This is a genomic window from Halomonas sp. A3H3, from assembly GCF_000982975.1.
Taxonomy (GTDB): domain Bacteria; phylum Pseudomonadota; class Gammaproteobacteria; order Pseudomonadales; family Halomonadaceae; genus Vreelandella; species Vreelandella titanicae.
On sequence record NZ_HG423343.1, the window covers coordinates 455,965 to 476,876 of the forward strand.

A 20,912-nucleotide genomic window follows, 5' to 3' on the forward strand; every position below is an offset into this window, starting at 1 on the left:
ACTCAAAATCCTCTTATTGAGCTAGCCGTGGCACCGGCTACCGGTGCCACGCTCTTTGAGCTGCGAGTTACTTGGACATCACGCCTGCTTCAACAAGCGCATCCATTTCGCTGAAAAGTGACTCAGCCGTTTCATCAGCCCAAGTAGTCACCTCATCGGTACCCAGCCAGTTCGGCGTTACCCCGACGTTGGCAACCCACTCTTGAAACTCATCGCTGTCGTATGCCGTTTTGTAAGCGCTTTCCAATGCGCTAATGGCTTCTTCCGGGGTGTCTGCTGGTGCGGCGAAGACAATAAAGCTGCCAATCTGGAGGTCGACCCCCTCGTCAGCTGTGGTGGGAACATCTGGATACGTCGGGTTTTGCGTATCGGAGAACTCAACGAGACCGCGCACGGTGCCATCTTCCAGGAGATTGGAAAAATCGCCCAGGCTGGTGAGTGCCACATCGACCTCATCGGACAGAATGGCTTCTTTCTGCGGGGCGGCACCACCAGGATAAGAGACGATTCTGAACTCAGTATCGGTCAACTCTTGAAGCTGCAGAATGGCTAAATGGATACGCCCGCCCAGATTCTGAATGGCAACACGAATCTCACCGGGATCAGCCTTAGCCGCCTCGATAAGGTCATGAATCGTTTGATAGTCGGAATTGGCGTCAACGACGATTGCATCAGGCTCGCTGGTGACCCGTGCAATCAGCTTCAACTTATCGATATCGTAACTGGGCAGCATGGCCTGCCAGGGCACAGTAATTAGGCTGTCGTAGGTTAACGCGCCAATGGTATAGCCGTCGGGGCGGGCACTCATAAGCTGGCCAATACCGGTGGCACTCACGCCACCCTCGATGTTTTCTGCATACATGGAAACATCAAGATTTTCTTCAGCGATGGTGGTCAGTTTTCGAACGATTCCATCGGTACCCCCTCCGGCCCCCCAAGGCACAATCACGCGAATATCGCGCTCGGGGTAGTCAGCAAGCGCCACGCCAGTTAGTGAGGATAAAGCGACGGCAGCGGACAGTGTTAGCAGGGCTTTGTTGTTTTTGTACATTGTGTACTCCTTGGTTTAAAACCTATCAGCAAACTATTTCTTATGATCAAGTCATACATCATACAACCTGAAACTTAGAGTGTTCTTGTTAGCGCTACAATAGAGAGATGTAAAAACTAGACCAAAGTCGAGCGCTTACCTAACTGACCACATCTCTCTATCGGTAATACGTCTGGCTAAATCCATCATCATCGAGAAAGTACTTTAACGAACGAGTGCGGGACGCTTAGGATCAAACTCCCACCCAGGAATCAAAAACTGCATCGCCATGGCATCATTTCGCTGTGTGGTATCCAACGATTTATAAAGACTATGCGCCTCCATAAGCTTCTCTTCATCAAGCTCAACCCCCAGCCCTGGGGTGGTGGGCACCTTGAGTTTGCCATTGCGAATGAGCAATGGGTCTTTAGTGATTCGCTGCCCGTCTTGCCAAATCCAGTGGGTATCAATCGCGGTAATCTCACCCGGGCAAGCCGCTGCAACGTGAGTCATCATGGCGAGCGAAATATCGAAGTGGTTATTACTGTGAGAGCCCCAGGTCATGCCCCACTCGTTGCAAAGCTCACCCACTTTTACCGCACCTTGCATGGTCCAGAAATGGCAATCTGCCAAAGGTATATCGACGGAATTTAGCTGAACGGCGTACTGCAGCTGTTTAAAATCTGTCGCAATCATATTGGTGGCGGTAGGTAGGCCGGTGCGTTTCTTAAACTCGGCCATGGTCTCGCGCCCTGAGTAGCTCTCTTCCTGGCCACAGGGGTCTTCGGCGTAGCTCAGCAAGTGTTTGATGGGCTCCAGCACGCGCACCGCTTCATCCAGTTTCCAGGCTCCGTTGGGATCAAGCGTGAGCCGCGCATCGGGGAAGGCATCATGGAGCGCCCGGATGCAGTCGGCTTCGTCTTCACCACGTAATACACCACCTTTTAATTTAAAGTCTTTAAACCCATAGCGCTCATAAGCGGCTTTGGCCAACTTAGCCACGGCCTCGGGTGTTAGCGCTTCTTTGTAGCGTATTTCATCCCAGCTATCTTGTGGGTTATACGCGTTAGGGTATGGCAGGTCTGTCTTGCCCGGGTCACCCAGTAAAAACAGGTAGCCCAATGCCTCGACTTCATCACGCTGACGGCCGTACTGTCCCAGCAGGTCGGCGACGGGTAGCTGTAGTGCTTGCCCATAGAGGTCTAACAGCGCCGACTCAATTCCGGTGATCACGTGTACCGCTACGCGCAAATCAAACGTCTGACGCCCCCGCTCTTCGCGTCCGTTCTGGGCTAAACGCAGGCGAACCTGGTTGAGGGTGTGCTTAATATTATTGATCTGAGAGCCTTCTACCAGCTCACGGCACTGTTCCAGTCCTTTAAGAATACCGCCGCTGGAAGGAATCTCACCAACGCCCTGATTACCCGCGTCATCCTCAAGGATGACCACACAACGGATAAACCAAGGGGCATGACCGCCACTGAGATTTAATAAGAAGCCGTCGTAACCTGCGACTGGTACCACTTTCATTGATTTAATTTTTGGAAACATATGTCGTACACCTCTCTTATTATTGACCCAAGTTGAAACTTTATTCAGGTGATCAAGTCACTGGCGCAGGATTAAACAACACCAAATCGTTATGAATTCCCAGTCGGTCGGCAGCGGCCTGTTGGCGGCCGCTGGCCACGTCCAGGATGAGGTGGAAAAGCTCCCAGCCCACCTCTTCGATACTGGCATCACCGGTGGCAATGCGCCCCGCATCGAGATCGATAATGTCGTGCCACCGTTTTCCCAGAGCTGAGTTGGTGGAAACTTTCAACACCGGCACCATGGCTAGACCATATGGTGTACCCCGACCTGTGGTGAATACCTGCAGATTCATGCCTGCGGCTAACTGAAGCGTGCCACAGATGAAATCGCTGGCCGGGGTCGCGGCGAAGGTCAGCCCCTTACGGCGTAGCCTTTCACCAGGGCCGATGACATCGACAATCGGCGAGTTGCCCGACTTGATCACCGAGCCCAGCGCCTTCTCAACGATATTGGAAAGCCCCCCCTTCTTGTTGCCCGGTGAGGTGTTGGCGCTACGATCAGCCTGGCCTTGAGCCAAATAGTTGTCGTACCACGCCATCTGCTCAATCAGTGCCCTACCCACGTCTTCGTCAATAGCCCGCGGGGTTAACAGATGTATGGCATCGCGCACCTCGGTAACCTCTGAGAACATCACACTGCCACCCGCTCGCACGATCAAATCGGTCGCAAAGCCCACTGCGGGGTTAGCTGTCACCCCCGAAAAGGCATCGCTGCCGCCACACTGCATGCCGACGACGAGCTCGGACGCCGGGCAGGTTTCACGCTGGCGTCGATTGAGTCGCTCAAGGTGTCGTTCGGCCATGGCCAAAATACCCTCAACCATCTCGCCGAAGCCCTGAAAAGAGTCATCCTGAAGGCTCAACACGTTGGCTTCCGGGTCGGCCGCCTCGGTGTTTTCATAAATTTTCACCGGTCGATCGGAAAGCAGTGTCGAGGGTTGCAGCTTCTCGCACCCCAAACCGATGATCATTATTTCGTTGCCGAAGTTGGGATTCAGGGCGATATTTTTAAGCGTTCGAATGGGCACAATAGCCGCAGGCGCATTAATGGCGACCCCACAGCCATAAGAGTGATTAAGCCCCACCACATCATCCACGTTAGGAAATCGCGGCAGCAGCTCGCGTTTGATCCGCTGCACGACGAAGTCGACGGTACCCGCGACACACTGCACGCTGGTGGTGATACCCAGTACATTTTTGGTGCCGACGCTACCGTCAGGGTTACGAAAGCCCTCGAAGGTATAACCTTCAAGCGGGTCGGTTTTCGGTGCTGGCCGAGTCGCCAGCGGTAGATCCGCAAGCGGCGGTGGTGTCGGCATGTGCAAGTTGGTCTCACTGACGTGGCCGCCTTGGGGAATAGGCGTAGCTGCCGTACCGATGACTTCACCGTAGCGAATGATGCGCTCACCCTCCGCCAGATCGACAAGGGCCACCTTATGCCCCTGCGGGACAGCCATTGTGGTGGTAACTCCTCCCTCAATGACGGCACCCTCAGCAAGACCGCCCGGTTCAACCACGATGGCGACATTATCGTTGGGGTGTATGCGAATCACGCGCGTATTAGTCGTTGTCTGTGTCATGACCCTTTCCTGAGGCTGTGCGTGTACTGCCAGTTACCTGGGTCAGCTCCATTTTTTGCCTGGCGCGGGATTTGAAGCCCATGACGATGGCGAACATTACCGAGGCGACAATCAACCCCCACAGCACCATGGCGATGGGACTCTTGGTGAAAAAGATCGAGAAAGTGCCGAACGACTCCAGGCTCTTGACGAAGTAGACCTCGGCTTGGCTGCCCAAGATAAAGCCAATAATTAGCGGGGCCACTTCCAAACCAATTTTCTGCACCAGGTAGCCTAAAATGCCGAAAATAAGCAGCGTCCAGACGTCAAACATAATGCCGTAGTTGATGGCATAGGCCCCCACTACACACATCATCACAATGATGGGGAAGAGAATATGCTTTGGCACCATCACCACTTTGGCGATGTACTTAATGGCATAGAACATTAAGAAGAACATCACGATATTGGCGAACACCAAAGCCGTCATCATGACGTACCAGGTCTCGGTATTCTCAGGAATAAATAGCGGCCCTACCTGGATGCCCTGCAGGGTGAACGCACCAATCAGTACCGCCGTAGTCGAGTCGCCAGGAATACCTAGCGATAGCAGTGGAATCAAAGCCCCACCGGTCAACGCATTATTGGCGGACTCCGAGGCAATAAGCCCCTGAGGCGCCCCTTTACCCATTTGCGATGAATCACGGGTTAAGTTTTTCTCTTGGGTATACGCCAGCACGGAGGCAGCGCTGCCACCGACCCCTGGCAACATGCCAACGAAGGTGCCAATAAACGACGAACGCACCAGATTGGTCAGGCGTCCATTAAAGATTGAAAGCGAAAAGCCGCCTCCTTTGCTGATCTTTATGCGTTCGTTGACTAGCCCGCTCTTTGCCCCCTTTTCCGCCTCAAGCAGAATCGTGGAAATACCAAAGACACCGATCAGCACCGGCAGCAGGGAAAACCCTTCAAATAAGTAGGGTTCCATAAAATCGAACATCAGCCGGGTCTTGCCATTTCCGCCATCAGATATGCTGTAGTCGCCAATCAGGCTCAACCAGATGCCGATAACGCCACTAAAGATGCCAATCAGCATGCTGCTGGACAGCGAAGCAATGACACTCAGCGCTAATAAAATGATCAAAAACTTCTCTACATAAGAGAACTTGATCGAGAAATCGGCCAGCAGAGGCGCAAACAAGAACAGTATAGCGGCGCTAATAAGCCCGCCGACGACTGAAGCGATGACACAGATCTTCAGCGCTTTCTCACCCTCACCCTTTTGAGCCATCGGGTAGCCATCAAAGGTGGTGGTAATGGAAGAGGGAGTGCCGGGAATATTGAGCAGAACGGCGGGCACCATACCGCCCGAGATACCCCCCACGTACAGCCCCAGTAGCAGCGCCAGACCGTGGTGTAGCCCAAGGGCATAGGTGAGCGGTAAGCAAACAGCGACTGCCATGGTGGCGGTCATGCCGGGGATCGCGCCGAAGATGATGCCGACCAGAGCACCGAACCCGGCGAGTAAAAAGAAGGTTATATCGAGAAGTGAGAGGAATTCCATGGTGGCACTCGCTCCGGTCACGGTAAGGTGATAGTGAACAGCTTGGCGAGAACGAACCAGGCCAGACTAGGGGCGACGATGGCATTGACCACGACGATGGTAAGCGCCTTTTTCGTCCAGTCATGCAGATAGAGCAGTGACATCAGGAGAACGAAAACCATCGATACCAGCAGGAAGCCATAGCCTGTGTAGGGGAACATATCGCCCACCACGGCCATGAAGTAAAAATACGCCGCGATCAAGACGAGAGTGCCAATAAAACGGAAATTATCTCGAGCCTCACCCACAATGGGCAGTGTGCGCTCTCCTCGTTTCACTGATGCCATGAAGGGAGCTACCTTTGTCATTAAAATCAAGACAAAGAGTCCCGCCATGATCCAGTGAATAATCCTCGGGAAAAACAGGTGGGAGGTCTCGAAATCGATGGAGACACTAAGCAGACTTGAAAGACCTGATTCCATAACAGCTCCGGGCATTAGCAGCAGATACCCTGCTTACTATTGTTCTATAGCGGCTCATGCATAGGAGAGGCAGCCGCCGCTCACGCAGCGGGCGCCATACCTTTACTTGATGTTGCTGATGATTTCTTCGTAGCGAGCCATTTTATCGGCGAGATACTCAGAGGCTTCATCAGAAGGCTTGAAGTTGGGGATAAAGAAGGCGTTCTTCTGAGTCTCCTGTATTTCACCTTCCGCATAGATATCCGTTAGCGCTTCATCGATTTGCTCAACAATCGCTGGATCCATGTCTTTGTTGTAGAGGAAGAAGAACTCCTTATCGAATGTAAAACTCTCGTCATCGCCCATTGTGACGTGCACGTTTGGCTCTACATACTCCAGCAGTTGCTCACGAGACGTTTGGCCAAGCCCCTCTTCCGGGGCCTGTTCAATGGTATCTTGCCGGGCCGTCAACCAGACAAAACGCATCGCTTTCTGGTCGTCTTCAGGTAACCGCGTGTACTGCTCGTTAGCCTGCACAGTGCCATTAATTACATCGGCTTGGCCGTCAAAAAGCTGCTGGTTTTTGTCGGATTGAGAACCGGTATTGACAGCGACCAGGTTGTCTTCCTGACCAGGATGCTCAATAGCGATGGCATTTTTCAGGGCACTGAAACCAATCTCCGATACGCCACCCGGCTGGATAGCGACCCGCACAGTCTCACCATTGCCTACTGCAGCAATGATGTCGTCAAGGGTTTGGTAAGGTGAGTCTTTAGGCACCAGGTAGGCATTGCCTGGGTTGATTGCAAGCGTCGGCCCGACGGTATATTTCTCAAAAATATCGTCGTAGCCCTCAACCCCATACAGATGGCCAAGATAGGACTGATCGTGGAAGATCATCAGCGTATTGCCACGAGAGTCCCGGTCAAGTGTGCGAAAAGCAGAGCTTGCACCAACGGCATCCACCTTCATGTTGAGATCCAGCCTTTCAGCTAGCTGATCCACCACAATAGTAGAGTTTTGATACGTATCCCCGCCGGTGGACGTTGAACCGATAACCACACGAATATTGCCCCGCAATGGGCCATCTTGGGCCATGGCTACGCCAGCGCTGACGCTCAATGCTGCCATCAGCGCTGCTGAACCGACACGTGTCATTAATCTATTGGAAATGCGCATACTTTCACCTCTTTCGCTCGTTGTTAAATTGTTATAGCTCAGTGGTTTAATGGCTTAGTGAGCTGGCGCTTTATTACTATTTAACGCGATCGATCAACTTTTTAAGCTCCTGACACTCCGCCTGGGTTGGCATTGTCAGCGGCGCGCGAACACTGCCGGCGGGACGGCCAACAATGTCTGCGCCTGCTTTGATCAGGCTAACGGCATAGCCCGCTTTTCGATCCCGGAGGTCTACGAAAGGAATAAAAAAGTCGTTAGTGATCTGTTTCACAACGTTTTTATTACCTTTGCGCAACTCCTTGTAGAACTTCACTGCCATCTCCGGCACGAAGTTGAAAACAGCCGATGAGTAGGTATTTACGCCAATGGAGACATAGGCCTCGGCAAAAATTTCAGCCGTGGGAACGCCGCCGATATACACCAAACGGTCACCCACAGTTTTGACGATTTTGTTGAGCGCCTGAATATCGCCTTTGCCATCTTTTAGCCCCACCAAGTTGGGACACTGGTCGGCGAGCTGCTGAACAGAATGAGCATTCAAAATGCCATTACCGCGGTTGTAATAAATCACGTTGACTGACGTGGCATCACAAATCTGGCGGGCATACTCCACCAAGCCATCCTGCGGGCACTCGGTAAGGTATGGCGGCATCAGTAGAATGCCGTCAGCGCCCGCTTCTTCGGCCGCTTTTGCAAAGGCCTTGCCGGCTTCAACGCTTAAGCCCGCGCTAGCAATAACGGGCAAGCGACCGTCGATTACTTCGACAGCGACGCGAACAATCTCGCGATACTCATCAAGTGACAGGTTAAAAAACTCCCCCGTGCCACCCGCGACGAAGACCGCCGAGATCTCGTGGCTGATAAACCACTCAAGCCGCTTGCGGTAGCTCGCTTCATCGAAACGACCTTGACTATCGAAATCGGTAATCGGGAACGATAGCAGACCATCGCCGATGGCTTTTGTTACTTCTTGTCTTGAAAACGTCACTTTGCGCCCTCTTTAAAATGTGTTGACCACTGAATGAGCAGACATCACTAGCTAGCCAACAACCTTATGTCATACATCATACAACTTAGAAGATAAGTATCCTGCTAGCAGGGTGCAAGCAGAACTCTCGAAATTTAAACCAAAGTAGCAGCCATACCCTGTAAACCTGTTGAGGATTAAAACGCCTTTAACTAATCACCCGCCAGCTCGCAAACAGAGCGCCATAGCATGTCATCGACAACAATCGGCCTCTCTCCATATCGCTGATTAGCGGTCGACTCGCCCGGCCAGCGCACTGTGCGCCCCGGCTCGGCAGGCGTGGTTGCGGCCAGATGAGACTGAATGCCTTCGACAATGCTATCGCAAGCTTCGCGACCACCAAGCTGTTCAGGGTCAAAGACCATAAACACCTGGCTGCAACCGCCGCCACTGCCACGCTGAACCTTATCAATAGCATGGCTAGGACGCCCTTGAGCGAGCAGTGCTGCTAACGCATCCAGTAGAATCGACAACCCAGAGCCTTTCCAGTACCCGGTCGGCAGCAAGCGCCGCGTCGCAGCGATCGCCGCAGGATCACGGCTCAACTCTCCACGCTCATCAAAACCGCCATCAACGGGCAAATGTTCGCCCTTCAGCTGAGTCGTCTGCAGCTTCCCATAGGAGAACTGAGACATCGCCATATCGAGCACCAGAGGCTCGGTGTTATGCGGTACGGCCATCACCAACGGGTTATTGCCAATCGATTGGGAAGCACCACCCCAGGCAGGCATGCACGACTCGGTATTGGTCCACATAATCGTAGCGAACCCCTGCCCAGCCGCATGCCAGCCATAGCTTCCGCCCCGCATCCAGTGGGTTGTATCGCGTAACGCCACCAGCCCCATACCATGTTCACGCGCCAACGCCATGGCACGCTCTGTGGCATGAAGTGCATTGACCACACCTATTCCAAAGCCTCCATCAAGCACCTCAATCGCGCCCAATCGCTGGACAAGGCTTGGCTTAGCGTCGATATCGACCCAGCCTTTCCCGACGTACTCAATGAAACGCGGAACCCGCCCGATACCATGCGAATGTACGCCGTCGCGGGTACTTTCAGCATGGATTTGCGCGCAGGTCTCAGCATCAGCGGGCTTTAGCCCCGCCTTCAATAGTGATTTCTCAATCGTACTGCGCAACGTCTCAAAATCGATATTAGCCATCACTTCCCACCATTAAAAAAGCCCACTCCGCGAGTGGGCTTCAACACCCCAGCCGCCTCGAATGGCGGCCATGGACTTCAAGCAGCGTCAGGCGCCGCGTCTTGTTGACGAGTACGGTAGTTCTGCCACAGTGTCAGCGCCAGCAACCCACAGGCGATGACTAAAAAGGTAACGCTGATGGGCCGGGTGAAAAACGGTGTCCAATCACCACCGAAGGTCTGCAGCCCCCGCCTCAGGTTAGATTCCGCTATAGGCCCCAGAATTAAACCCAGTATTACCGGAGCGGTTCCAAAGCCATATCGGTTGAGAAAATAGCCGAGCAATCCAAAAGCGAGCATTATGTAGAGGTTAAAAACATCACCATCAACTCCGTAAACACCGATGAAACAGAAAACAATGATAGCCGATATCAACTGCTTTCTTGGCACTAGCAGTACACGAACAAACAGCTTGATACCTAAACACATGATGATAAGCATGAAGAAGTTAGCGACTAAGTACGCTAAAAATATCCCGTAAATGATGCCGCTCTGGCTTTCAAATAGCATCGGCCCCGGCGTAACGCCTTGAATCATTAAACCACCCAATAGAACAGCCGTCGCGGCCTCGCCGGGGATGCCCAGCGCAAGCGTAGGAATTAACGCCCCACCTAATAAAGCATTGTTCGCGCTCTCAACGGAGACAATGCCTGCACCATGCCCCTTACCAAACTTTTCAGGTGTTTTAGAAAAACGACGTGCTTGGTCATAGGCTACCAGTGAGGCGATACTGCCCCCAGCGCCAGGCACTGGGCCCACGACAGAACCAGACACAATCCCGACAAGAAGGGCGCGCCAATTGCGCAGCGTTTCAATAAACCGCGGGCGTGCAATATCGACCTTATGGGGGCTATTCTGAAGTTTATTGGAGGGGTCATATTCGAAGGCATCTTTCAGCACTTGTGATACAGCGAATAATCCAATCAGCGCCGGTAAAAGGTTAATCCCGGTCAATAAAGACAGCTGTCCAAACGTAAAACGGTCGACCCCCGCAATAGGATCTGTACCGATGGTAGAGCAAAAGAAACCTATTAGGCCTGCAATCAAACCTTTAAGGAGGGACTTGCCCGCAACAGAAGCAATAATGACTAGCCCGAAAATGCTCAGCGAAAAATACTCCGCAGCACCAAATCGCAATGCAAACTCAGCGATGGGTGGTGCGAGAAGACTTAACACCACCATACTTGCTACACCGCCAAAGAAAGAGGCAACAATTGCCAGCCCCAGGGCTCTCCCCGCTTCCCCCTTTTGAGCCATTGGGAAGCCATCGAACGTAGTCGCGACCGAGGATGGCGTTCCTGGAATATTCAACAATATGGCGGGTATCGAGCCACTGGCACCAGCACCACACAGGGTACCCAGCAGCATACCAATACCCATCACAGGCGGCATTCCAAAGGTTACCGGCAATAATAGGGCTATCGCCATGGCCGATGTTAAGCCTGGCAATACCCCCATGATAATGCCTAGGAAAGTCCCACCGGCAATCGCCAATAATGTACCCAACTGGAAGACCAGCCCCAAACCATCAATATAACCCGTTAGCATCTCACTTCTCCTTCTTCAATCCGGCAGTGGGATATTGAACAGTTCGGTAAATACATAATAGATAACCAATGATAAAGCGAACGCAAAAACTGTATACGCTGCTAGGTTTCGAAGTTTTCGACTATTGCTTAATTTTTGAAATTCACCGCTAGTTATGACAAGGCAAACGACATTTAAAAAGCAAAATATCGCTGTGCTTGCGATATACCCCAGCCGCTCGAAAGAATTGATATAAACAATAATCAAAGCCACGATGGTCAGCCATTGCAAAATGCCTTTCTTCGGAGCAGTGGCATTAAGGGCTGTTGCGTCTTCCCGCACTCGCCTTGCAGCAAGCCATTCGTAAGAATCACGTATTAAGCAGGGCACAGCACACACAAAAATCAAGCCAGAAATCAACTTTGGAAAAGAAGCGGGGGAAAGCCCCCCCGCCATGCTGACGGCTGGCAGCGTAGTGGCCATATAAAACCCAATTGCCGATGCCACCACAAGAAACAGATCAAAGATCGGTTTACCTATATCCTTTGCCATCAGTCGCTAACTCCTTATTTTATTTAGCAGCTAAGTCGCCAGCACTGTCTTTCATCACTTCAGCAGATTCAGCGATAAACGCTTCTAACTCATCTCCATACAGCGGTACAATATCCAAGCCCAGATTCGAGGCAGTCTCTTCGAAGGATCCTTCGTCTACAATTTCTTTAATGGCGTTGACCCACGCTTCCTTAGCCTCTTCCGGTAGGCCATCAGGGCCCGCGATGCCGCGCCATACTGTCAGAGACAGGTTGTAGCCTTCCTCTTGGAAAGTAGGGACATCGGGCAGCGACTCGCTACGCTCTGCGTAGGACATACCCAAGGCTTTCAGACGACCGGACTCTAGCGCCGAGCGAAGTTCCGCCCCACCTAGCACCACGGCATCCACGTGCCCGCCCATAGCAGCGGAGATAGTCTCAGAACCACCGGGATAGGGAATGAAGTTAAAATCGACTTCAGCGGTATCAGCAAAGGCCACCGCCGCGATGTGAGCTGATGACCCTACCCCCGAAACCCCAACTTGCACCGAGGTGCCTTCCTTCGCAGCCTCGACCATAGCGTCCAAGTCGGCGTATTCACTGTCTTCACCAACAGCGATGACGTAGGGTTCTTCAAGAATCTTGGCGACAAAATCAAAATCTTCGTAGGTAAAGTCAACATTACCCAACGCCTCCAAGGTCAGCAGTGCATTGCTGGCGGCAGCTAAGGTATAGCCATCTGAATCTGATGCCTGAGCACGTGTCAGCCCCACGGCTCCGCCGCCGCCCGAGATATTGCGAATGACCAAGTTGGTATCGAGTTTTTCTTCCAGAAGCGGCTGTAGTGCGCGGACGAAGGTGTCGTTGCCGCCACCGGCTGAGAAGGGCACGATCATATCGATGTTTTGCTCAGGATATTCAGCAAATGCACCAGCACTGGCCATCATTGCTGTTGCCACAGATAAGCTTAGCGCTAACTTTTTCATTGTAATGTCCTTCTTTGTCATGTTTAGAGTATTCACTCAGCGCACTAACGCTGGCTTTTTCGGATCAAACTTCCAATCATCTATCAAATATTGCATTGCCATCGCATCATCCCGAGCACCAGCAGGCAGTGAACGATAGAGCTTATTAGCCTCCTCTATGGCCTTCATATCGATGTCGACCCCAAGCCCCGGCGCATCGGTTACGGCCACTTTGCCACCCACAATCTCCGGCGGATTGCGAGTCAGGCGAGCATCGCCCTCCTGCCATATCCAGTGGGTATCAAGCGCGGTTGTGCGCCCCACGGCGGCGGCCCCCACCTGGGCGAACATGGCAAGCGAAATATCGAAATGGTTGTTGGAGTGCGAGCCCCAGGTCATACCATGATCCTGGCAGAGCTGGGAGACACGTACAGCACCGGAAAGTGTCCAGAAGTGCGGGTCGGCTAATGGAATATCGACTGAGCGCAGCATCAGCGCGTGGGCCATTTCCCGCCAGTTGGTGGCTACCATGTTGGTGGCGACAGGCAATCCGGTGGCATGGCGAAACTCAGCTAAAATCTCGCGACCGGAGAAGCCTTGTTCCGCCCCGCATGGATCCTCTGCGTAGGCAATCACACCGTGGAGATCCTTGCACAGTCGGATCGCCTCTTCTAGCGACCAAGCACCGTTAGGGTCAATGGTCGTGCGCGCATCCGGAAACGCATTGTGCAGCGCCGTGACGGCCGCTATTTCTTGCTCGCCAGCCAGAGCCCCGCCCTTTAACTTAAAGTCTTTAAAGCCATATCGATCATGCGCCGCCTGAGCTAGCTCAACAATGTGCTGAGGGGTCATGGCCGCCTCGTCGCGCAAACGGTACCAGTCGTGATCCAAGCCCCCGGTGCCACGTCGAAAATCCAACGGCGTAGCGTGCCCATCACCGATAAAGAATAAGTACCCCAGCACGTCAACGCTGTCACGCTGCTTGCCGTTGCCTAGGAGCTCTGCCACCGGCACTCCCAGAAACTTCCCCATCAAATCAAGTAACGCCGCTTCAAGCGCGGCAACTGCATTGATGCGTAGCTCAAATGTCCAGGATCCTTTACCGAAATCTTCAAAATCGGCACTCCGTCCGGCATTGTGCAACGACGCAATCATGGAGCGCATTTTTCCGATCGACTGACCGACCACCATCTCTCGCGACTGCTCAAGAGACGTTTGAATCGTCTCGCCACCGGGGGCTTCGCCCACCCCTACATTACCGTGACTATCCTTGAGGATAACCAGGTTGCGGGTAAAATACGGCGAGTGCGCTCCACCGATATTGAGTAACATGCTATCGCGCCCTGCCACGGGAATGACCTGCATATCGGTTATCGTGGGAGTGTCGTGACTCGACATAAAACAATTCTCCATATAGGCGGTGTTAGCGCGCAGATCAGCATCCCGCTCATTGCCGCATTAAAATAACGAAGGCGGACAAACGCAGCCCTTGTTGGTCAATCAAAGACTTTTAAACTCAAACCCACTCTTCGCTGCTTGGCATAGGCGATCTAATTATCCGGATCAATATGTCATACATCATACAAATAAGAAGATAAGTAGCATGACTTTCAGACGCAAGCAGCAGTAGTGAAAATTAAACCAAAGTAGCACTTGCTGGCATGACTGCCAGCAAGTGATTAACAACCTAAAAAAGACATTAAATAACTGATTTTATTTATTTTTTATACTTCAACCACCCAGCCTGGCTTAAACACCGCTGGAGTAAACTCATCAGGGTATCCACCAGGGTTGGCAATGATACGCGTGCCGTTACGCAGAATATCCACGGGTTCGTGAACATGTCCGTGCACCCATACATCCATATTGCCCATTAAATGAGGCAAATTGGAGGCAAACGCGGGGGATAACGCGTCGCCCAGATATTGGCCTGGGATACAGTCGTGTAGCGGGGCATGATGGCTAACCACCACCTTAGGGCCATCAAACGGCTGGGACAGCTCTTTTTCGAGCCAAGCAAGCGCTTCAGCATGCACCTGCTGGCTTGCCTGAGGTGTGAATGTCTCCCCTGGCGAGGTTTGAACGATTTTAAAGTCGGGCATGTAGCGCAACGCCTTAGACTCAGTATCGGCGGGGTTTTGCGTTGGGTCACCGGCGTACAACGCAAAGTCAGTCCATAGCGTTGTACCGTAAAAGCGTACGCCATTGAAGGTGACAGCACGATTATCCAGAAGCTCAATGTCGAGCCGCTCGGCTTCGAGCGCCAGCTCATCACGCAGCAGCGGCATGCAGGTACCGTAGAACTCATGGTTGCCTGGTACATAGATAATCGGCGTGTCTGGAAACTGGTGGCGCGCCCAGGCAAGGCCTTCGCACTTACGGTGAATATCCCCCGCCAGAACCACTACATCTGCCTCCACCTCAGGCAGCTCGCGGTTCCCGTCAAAAAACTCCAGGTGCAGGTCAGACAAAATACGCAGACGCATAGGGCTCCTCGTAACAAATACCTATTTAAACGATCTTACCCGGCCTAGGACACGTTGTCGCAGGGCATCGGTGTCACGCCAAGGCATGCTGCATTGCAGCAAAAATAAGCTATAATAACGATGTAGTCCCAATAGGAGGACCGCACAATGACTTTTTTAATAACCCCCCCTGCACGCGATAATGAAGTTCTAGAGTTCTGGAGCTTGAATGCTCAATGGCATCGTGCCGCAGTTGAAGCGCTGAAAGCCTATTTAGGCTAATTCAGGTGCTTTTGCGCCCTTTAGACCAAAAGCTAATCACCGAAGCCGGAATATTTTCCGGCTTTTTTATGACTATGAAAACCTTTTCCATTCAAAGACCTAATATCCAAACACAGATATTTGTAAGCCACGGCTTACGAAAAATGGCAAATCACCTACATCGTTAGGACTAGCCCTGAGTAAAAAAAGCTCTTAATATCCGACCACAGCTAAATTGCTGCTATGCACAACACAGGCTGTGTACAACATAAGCTTTCTACAACTTGAAGGCTTTACAACATAAGTTTTACAACAAGGTCTCATCGCATTCCCTGTCCCCTGAAAGAGGAGTGAACGCCATGCAACACTTAGTCACCCCAACACAAGCGTTGGAAGTAGATGTTATGGAAGTATGGGCACAGCGTGCCCGCCAACAACGTGCGGCACTTGACGCTATTAAAGCTTACCTGCGCTAAGTCCCCAAACGTCATATTGGTTCAACGCCGCTCAACGCCTCGTTTCAGCGAGGCGTTTTTTTACCTAGTTAAATGGACAAGCATCACTATCAGGTCTAAATATACGACCTCCAGGCTATAACTATGCTTTACGCAGCCATGCATTACCCTGCAACATAGTCTCTTGACACAAGACGCCTGTATAAGATAACGCTCTTCTGCTTACCCGCACCCCTTACCAGATGAACCGCTTTAATGCTCGCTACCATTAGGCTTAATTATATTTGTCACCTCTTTAAAAAAACAAATAGTATTGCAATACCTAGTGGATTAATGATAACCACCTCGACGCTTCAGTATACATAGTCCCCCCAAATCATTTACTTCACGGCTGGGTATGGAGTTATATAAAGAAATAGTCTAATATTAATTCGGCTGATAAAGGCGCAATACTCAACGTGCAGACTCTTCTTGTTATGCACGCACATTGACGAAGGAACGGACGATGCAAACACCTTTTTTGGTTCGTAAAACATCTTATGCTTTAGGTTTAGTGGCGACACTCGCCCTTAGCGGCTGTCAATCAGGCGCTGATCTCGGAGGCTTAATGTCTGCGGGCTCCAGCTTAGCCGGCGCTGCCACGATGTCAGATCAGCAAATGCAACAACTAGGCGATCAAACCATCGCCCAGCTTGACTCCCAGAACCACCTTGTTGCAGACGATAGCCAGTATGCAAAACGCTTGGCCGAGTTAACCCAAGGCTGGGAAACAGTCGACGGCCATACGCTTGACTATAACGTTTATCGAATAGAAGAAATGAATGCTTTTGCGGTACCCAACGGATCCATTCGACTGCATAGCGGGCTGATGGATGAGATGACCGACGATGAAGTGCGTTACGTTATCGCCCACGAGATCGGCCACGTCTCGTTAGGACACTCCAAGCGTGCTTTCCAGGTTGCCTATGCTGCTTCCGCTGCACGTGAAGCAGCTGCGGCCAGCGGCAGCACTACCGCCGCCGCACTATCAAGCTCTGAGCTTGGTGACCTGGGCGAAAAACTGATCAATGCTCAGTTCTCTCAAAGCCAAGAGAGTGCAGCTGATGACTATGCCATTGAGCTAATGCAGCGCCACGACATGAATGCAGAGGCTTCAGTTGCAGCTCTACGCAAAATGGAAGCCAAATACGGCAACAACAGCAGCGTCTTCTCCAGCCACCCAGCAGCGGGTGATCGTGCAGAGCGCCTAGAAGCTTCGTTCCAGTAAAGCTCAGGCACTGGTACTCCTGCCAAGTTAGTCTTGATAATGAATGGCAGGAGTATTGGTTGCTTAGGTTTACCGATTTTTCTTACCCCCACTAAGCCCACTCGCCACCCTCTTCTTGCTGTGCGGACAGTTGCGTCAGGTAAGTGCCCTGCAAGATATACATTCGCTTTACATCGCGGTATTTGCCATTGATAAAGAACTCCTGCACCAAGTGGCCCTCTTCTATAAAGCCACTCTCCTCGTAAAGATGAATCGCTTTGACATTATCCACCGCCACAATGAGATATACCTTGTGCAGGTTTAGAATGGTGAACGAGTAATGCAGCGCTTGGCGAATTAACGTGCGCGCAAACCCTTTGCCCTGATGCTCCGGGGTAATAATGATTTGAAACTCGCCGCTGCGATGGATGTAGTCGATCTCGATCAGTTCTACCAGACCGATGGCATTTCCATGGCTATCTTCAGCGACAAAGCGCCGTTCGGCGTTGTCATGGATATGCTTGTTATACAGCTCCTCCAGCTCATCAAATGACTCGTAAGGCTCTTCAAACCAGTACGACATAATGCTCTGGTTATTATTTAGCTCATGAACAAAGCGCAGGTCGTTGCGCTCCAGTGCACGCAAATAAAGTGTATGGCCCATTGCCCGCTTTCCTTATGAATATCCGTTAAGAATACTCGTTTTAAACTTGCCCGCCACTCGGTTCTTGCCTTTAGGTTAGGCCATTTTGGCCAGGCGTCTAAATGAAAACAGCTCCGCCAAAGGGTGTTCTCTACCCTCTATAAGCGCTCGCAGCAGTTTGGCGCCTATCATGCTATAGCTAATGCCGTTGCCGCCGTAGGCCATGGCAAAATGAACGCGTGGGCCTAGGGCGTCATGTGGGCCGAAAAAAGGTAGACCGTCGTCGGTTTCAGCAAAGGTGCCACCCCAAGAGAATGTTGGGTTGATATCGAGCTTAGGCCATAGCGTTGCTATTTTAGCTGTTAGCCCTTCGGCCTTTTCTTCTACCCTCGCATCGCGGCGCTTGGGAATATCTTCATCGTCGTCGTCTCCCCCTACGAGAAGTCGTCCATCGCAGGTAGTGCGCATATACAGGTAGGGGCGCGATGATTCCCACATCATGGTGTGGCGCAGTTTGCCCAATGCCTCTGGCGGTAGTGGGTCGGTAATCAGCGCATAGCTACTGCGATTGACGGACACCTTTTCTGGCAGCCAGGCTTGAGACTCATACCCTGCGGCCATCACTACGTACTGGCAACGCAGCTTGGCGCCATTGGCCAGAGTGAGCGTGACGCCTTGATCATCCGGCGTCATCGTCTCCATCTGTGTGCGGTCATATACTTCTCCCCCACGCGCGACCACCCTGGAAAACAGCTGATATGCCATGCGATAAGGATCAATAGTGGCGGCTAGCTGAGTAAGAATAGCGCCGGGTGCCTCAAAGCCGTACTCCGCCAAAATAGCCTCGCGTTCAAGCCACTCGGCTTCAAAACCGTGTTTTTGACGCAGCGCCAATTCCTCCTGAAGCGATGCGACATCCTCTTCGCTACTGGCATAGTAAAGGCTTTGCTGACGCTCAAAGTCCACATCGCCCAGCCCTGCCGCCAGGGACTCAAGCTCGCCAATGGCCTCTGCACAGGCGCGGTAAGCACGCACTGCATCGGCTTCGCCATAGCGCTCGGCTAGTTCTGTCATATGGGTGTCAATTTCGTACTGCAGCAAAGCAGTACTGGCGGCTGAACTGCCCCACCCAACATCCCGGCGTTCAAGCACCACCACATAGTGGCCACTGCGGCTTAGCTCATCAGCAATCAACGCCCCCGTAATACCGCCACCAATCACAACAACCTCGCATTGGTGATCGCGAGTCAATTGAGGAAAGGTTTTCAACAGGCCATTTTTGACTGCCCAAAAGGGATAACCACTTTTCAGATCCATCTGTTTGCCTTTGCTTGAGAGACTTGCAGTATGCTGTTAACCATAGATGGTTCCCCAGAACTTGCTTGAGAAAACGCTTCCGAGTGATTGCTCCACACAATAAAGGAGATGCGCATGATTGATTTACGCAGTGATACGGTGACCCGTCCGACCTCTGCCATGAAAGACGCCATGATGGCCGCCCCGGTTGGCGATGATGTGTGGGGCGATGACCCAACGGTCAACGCGTTTCAAGCCAACCTGGCCGAGCAGGCAGGTAAAGAAGCGGCGCTGCTGTTTCCTAGCGGGACTCAAAGCAACCTGGTGGCGCTAATGGCCCACTGCGAGCGCGGCGATGAGTACATTGTTGGGCAGTCAGCCCACACTTATCGTTATGAAGGCGGTGGCGCAGCGGTGTTAGGCAGTATCCAGCCACAACCCATCGAGAACGACGCCGATGGCACGCTGCCACTGGAAAAAATCAGTGCCGCGATTAAAGCCGACGATTTTCACTTTGCGCGTACTAAGCTGCTGGCATTAGAAAACACCATTGGCGGCAAAGTGCTGCCCGTAGACTACGTATTAAAAGCCACAGAGCTTGCTCGCGAGCGTGGCCTGGCAACGCATTTAGACGGGGCGCGCTTATTCAATGCCGCTGTCGCAACCGACACCTCGCTCAAGCAGCTCTGCCTACCGTTCGATAGCGTGTCGCTGTGCTTCTCAAAAGGCCTGGGTACGCCAATAGGGTCGGCGCTGGTGGGCTCACAAGCATTGATCGACCACGCTCGGCGCTGGCGTAAAGTGGTGGGTGGTGGCATGCGCCAATCAGGTATTATCGCCGCCGCCTGCCAGTATGCGTTAGATCACCACGTGGCAGACTTAGCCGACGATCACCGCCGTGCAGAGCGCCTTGCAGCGGGCTTAGCAAAGCTGCCAGGAGTCGAGATCAGCGCTCAGGCAACCAATATGGTATTCGCGCATTTTCCCGACGAGCATGTAAAGCCACTCTCCGCCTGGCTAAAAGAACACGGCATTTTGATTGAGCTGCTTTACGCCACGCGTTTCGTTACCCATCGTGATCTTGATGACGCAGATATCGACAAAGTCATCGCGGTGATGGAGGCCTATTTTAGTCGCCATTAAAAACGAGTCGTCATTAACCAGTAAATAGCTTAGCTAAGAGATGACGCCCCTAAAGCAAGATGCACGGCGATGCCTGCCATCATCAAGCCAATCAGGCCATCGATAATGCGCCATGCGATGGGTTTTGAAAGCCAAGGCGAAAGCGCAGCGCCGCCCCAGGCCAGCAGGCTGAACCAGAGGATGGAGGCAGTCGAGGCTCCCGCCACAAAAACACCGGCGCTCTCCTGCTGGGCGCCAATGGCGGGTATCAGCAGCAGCGTATCCAGATACACCTGAGGGTTAAGCACGGTGACGGCAAGGGTGGCGAAAATCACTTTGGTTAAGCTGCGCGCTTTGCCCGCTTCGGCACTTAACCCTTGCCGCCCGCTAAAGGCTCTAAACAGCGCCTGAGCCGCCAGCCAGCTTAAAAACACTACGCCCACCCAGCGCATTGCCTCCAATGCGTTGGGCATCGTCAGCAGAAAAGCACTCACCCCAAACATGCCCGCCGTGAGCAGGATAATATCCGCGCTGATGCACAACCCTGCCGACCACCAGTGGTACTCACGACGAATAGCCAGCCCTAGGATATAGGCGTTTTGCGCCCCAATCGCCATGATAATCCCGCCGCACACCACTAGCCCGGTGATATAACTTTCCCACATTGCCCTGCCCCCATTGCCGGAATTAGCGTCGCGTTAATTAATCTGGCAATAAAGTAACCGGGAATGCTGATTGCTAAAAATCATCCTGCTAATGGGGTATTAGTTTTTCTTATACTCACCCTCTTACACACAGCCTATCTATTTT

Annotated in this window: 18 protein-coding genes; 2 read left to right on the plus strand and 16 right to left on the minus strand. The window is 52.4% G+C overall.

The features are described from left to right. Nucleotides 1-67: 67 nt before the first annotated feature. The 13 genes from HALA3H3_RS02010 to HALA3H3_RS02070 all read right to left on the minus strand — a co-directional run bounded on the left by HALA3H3_RS02010 (nucleotide 68) and on the right by HALA3H3_RS02070 (nucleotide 15,100). On the minus strand, nucleotides 68-1,051 hold the full coding sequence (locus tag HALA3H3_RS02010) for a Bug family tripartite tricarboxylate transporter substrate binding protein (RefSeq protein ID WP_022521778.1): 984 nt from the start codon (nucleotides 1,049-1,051) through the stop codon (nucleotides 68-70). A 204-nt stretch (nucleotides 1,052-1,255) separates the two neighbouring features. Further along, nucleotides 1,256-2,581, minus strand: a complete 1,326-nt coding sequence (locus tag HALA3H3_RS02015; RefSeq protein ID WP_022521779.1) for an enolase C-terminal domain-like protein — start codon at nucleotides 2,579-2,581, stop codon at nucleotides 1,256-1,258. A gap of 52 nt (nucleotides 2,582-2,633) precedes the next feature. Continuing rightward, on the minus strand, nucleotides 2,634-4,202 hold the full coding sequence (garD, locus tag HALA3H3_RS02020; protein WP_022521780.1) for a galactarate dehydratase: 1,569 nt from the start codon (nucleotides 4,200-4,202) through the stop codon (nucleotides 2,634-2,636). Next, a complete protein-coding gene (locus tag HALA3H3_RS02025; RefSeq protein ID WP_053856857.1) occupies nucleotides 4,183-5,745 on the minus strand; it encodes a tripartite tricarboxylate transporter permease in 1,563 nt (520 codons plus the stop codon). The genes garD and HALA3H3_RS02025 overlap by 20 nt, the downstream gene beginning before the upstream one ends. A 17-nt stretch (nucleotides 5,746-5,762) precedes the next feature. Next, a complete protein-coding gene (locus HALA3H3_RS02030; RefSeq protein ID WP_022521782.1) occupies nucleotides 5,763-6,206 on the minus strand; it encodes a hypothetical protein in 444 nt (147 codons plus the stop codon). Between the two features lie 102 nt (nucleotides 6,207-6,308). After that, nucleotides 6,309-7,364 (minus strand): hypothetical protein, encoded by a 1,056-nt coding sequence (locus HALA3H3_RS02035; RefSeq protein WP_009287144.1) that lies wholly within the window; start codon nucleotides 7,362-7,364, stop codon nucleotides 6,309-6,311. Nucleotides 7,365-7,440: 76 nt separating this feature from the next. Then, nucleotides 7,441-8,352, minus strand: coding sequence for a 5-dehydro-4-deoxyglucarate dehydratase (kdgD, locus tag HALA3H3_RS02040; RefSeq protein ID WP_009287143.1), 912 nt, complete (start codon nucleotides 8,350-8,352; stop codon nucleotides 7,441-7,443). A gap of 191 nt (nucleotides 8,353-8,543) precedes the next feature. Continuing rightward, a complete protein-coding gene (yiaK, locus tag HALA3H3_RS02045) occupies nucleotides 8,544-9,554 on the minus strand; it encodes a 3-dehydro-L-gulonate 2-dehydrogenase (RefSeq protein WP_022521783.1) in 1,011 nt (336 codons plus the stop codon). Between the two features lie 77 nt (nucleotides 9,555-9,631). After that, nucleotides 9,632-11,086, minus strand: a complete 1,455-nt coding sequence (locus tag HALA3H3_RS02050; protein ID WP_238326059.1) for a tripartite tricarboxylate transporter permease — start codon at nucleotides 11,084-11,086, stop codon at nucleotides 9,632-9,634. 69 nt (nucleotides 11,087-11,155) lie between these two features. Beyond that, nucleotides 11,156-11,671 carry a tripartite tricarboxylate transporter TctB family protein gene (locus tag HALA3H3_RS02055; protein ID WP_053856858.1) on the minus strand — a complete coding sequence of 172 codons (516 nt, stop codon included), beginning with the start codon at nucleotides 11,669-11,671 and terminating at the stop codon, nucleotides 11,156-11,158. Between the two features lie 19 nt (nucleotides 11,672-11,690). After that, a complete protein-coding gene (locus HALA3H3_RS02060; RefSeq protein WP_022521784.1) occupies nucleotides 11,691-12,635 on the minus strand; it encodes a Bug family tripartite tricarboxylate transporter substrate binding protein in 945 nt (314 codons plus the stop codon). Between the two features lie 36 nt (nucleotides 12,636-12,671). Continuing rightward, a complete protein-coding gene (locus HALA3H3_RS02065) occupies nucleotides 12,672-14,012 on the minus strand; it encodes an enolase C-terminal domain-like protein (protein ID WP_022521785.1) in 1,341 nt (446 codons plus the stop codon). 326 nt (nucleotides 14,013-14,338) lie between these two features. Beyond that, nucleotides 14,339-15,100 (minus strand): metallophosphoesterase, encoded by a 762-nt coding sequence (locus HALA3H3_RS02070; RefSeq protein WP_022521786.1) that lies wholly within the window; start codon nucleotides 15,098-15,100, stop codon nucleotides 14,339-14,341. A gap of 1,200 nt (nucleotides 15,101-16,300) precedes the next feature. Here HALA3H3_RS02070 and HALA3H3_RS02075 point away from each other — a divergent pair. Continuing rightward, the gene (locus HALA3H3_RS02075; protein ID WP_022521788.1) at nucleotides 16,301-17,062 is read left to right on the plus strand and encodes a M48 family metalloprotease; all 762 of its coding nucleotides are present in this window, start codon (nucleotides 16,301-16,303) and stop codon (nucleotides 17,060-17,062) included. Nucleotides 17,063-17,153: 91 nt separating this feature from the next. Here the strand turns inward: HALA3H3_RS02075 and speG are convergent, their stop codons facing one another. Together speG and HALA3H3_RS02085 are read right to left on the minus strand one after the other, a co-directional pair. Beyond that, nucleotides 17,154-17,705, minus strand: a complete 552-nt coding sequence (gene speG / locus HALA3H3_RS02080) for a spermidine N1-acetyltransferase (protein WP_022521789.1) — start codon at nucleotides 17,703-17,705, stop codon at nucleotides 17,154-17,156. Between the two features lie 75 nt (nucleotides 17,706-17,780). Then, nucleotides 17,781-19,001: an NAD(P)/FAD-dependent oxidoreductase gene (locus HALA3H3_RS02085; RefSeq protein ID WP_022521790.1), complete on the minus strand. Its 1,221-nt coding sequence runs from the start codon at nucleotides 18,999-19,001 to the stop codon at nucleotides 17,781-17,783. 114 nt (nucleotides 19,002-19,115) lie between these two features. Between HALA3H3_RS02085 and ltaE the strand changes: the two genes are divergently transcribed. Next, nucleotides 19,116-20,123, plus strand: coding sequence for a low-specificity L-threonine aldolase (gene ltaE, locus HALA3H3_RS02090; RefSeq protein ID WP_022521791.1), 1,008 nt, complete (start codon nucleotides 19,116-19,118; stop codon nucleotides 20,121-20,123). A gap of 29 nt (nucleotides 20,124-20,152) precedes the next feature. Here ltaE and HALA3H3_RS02095 read toward each other — a convergent pair whose 3' ends face one another. Further along, nucleotides 20,153-20,767, minus strand: a complete 615-nt coding sequence (locus tag HALA3H3_RS02095) for a LysE/ArgO family amino acid transporter (RefSeq protein WP_022521792.1) — start codon at nucleotides 20,765-20,767, stop codon at nucleotides 20,153-20,155. Between the last annotated feature and the right edge of the window lie 145 nt (nucleotides 20,768-20,912).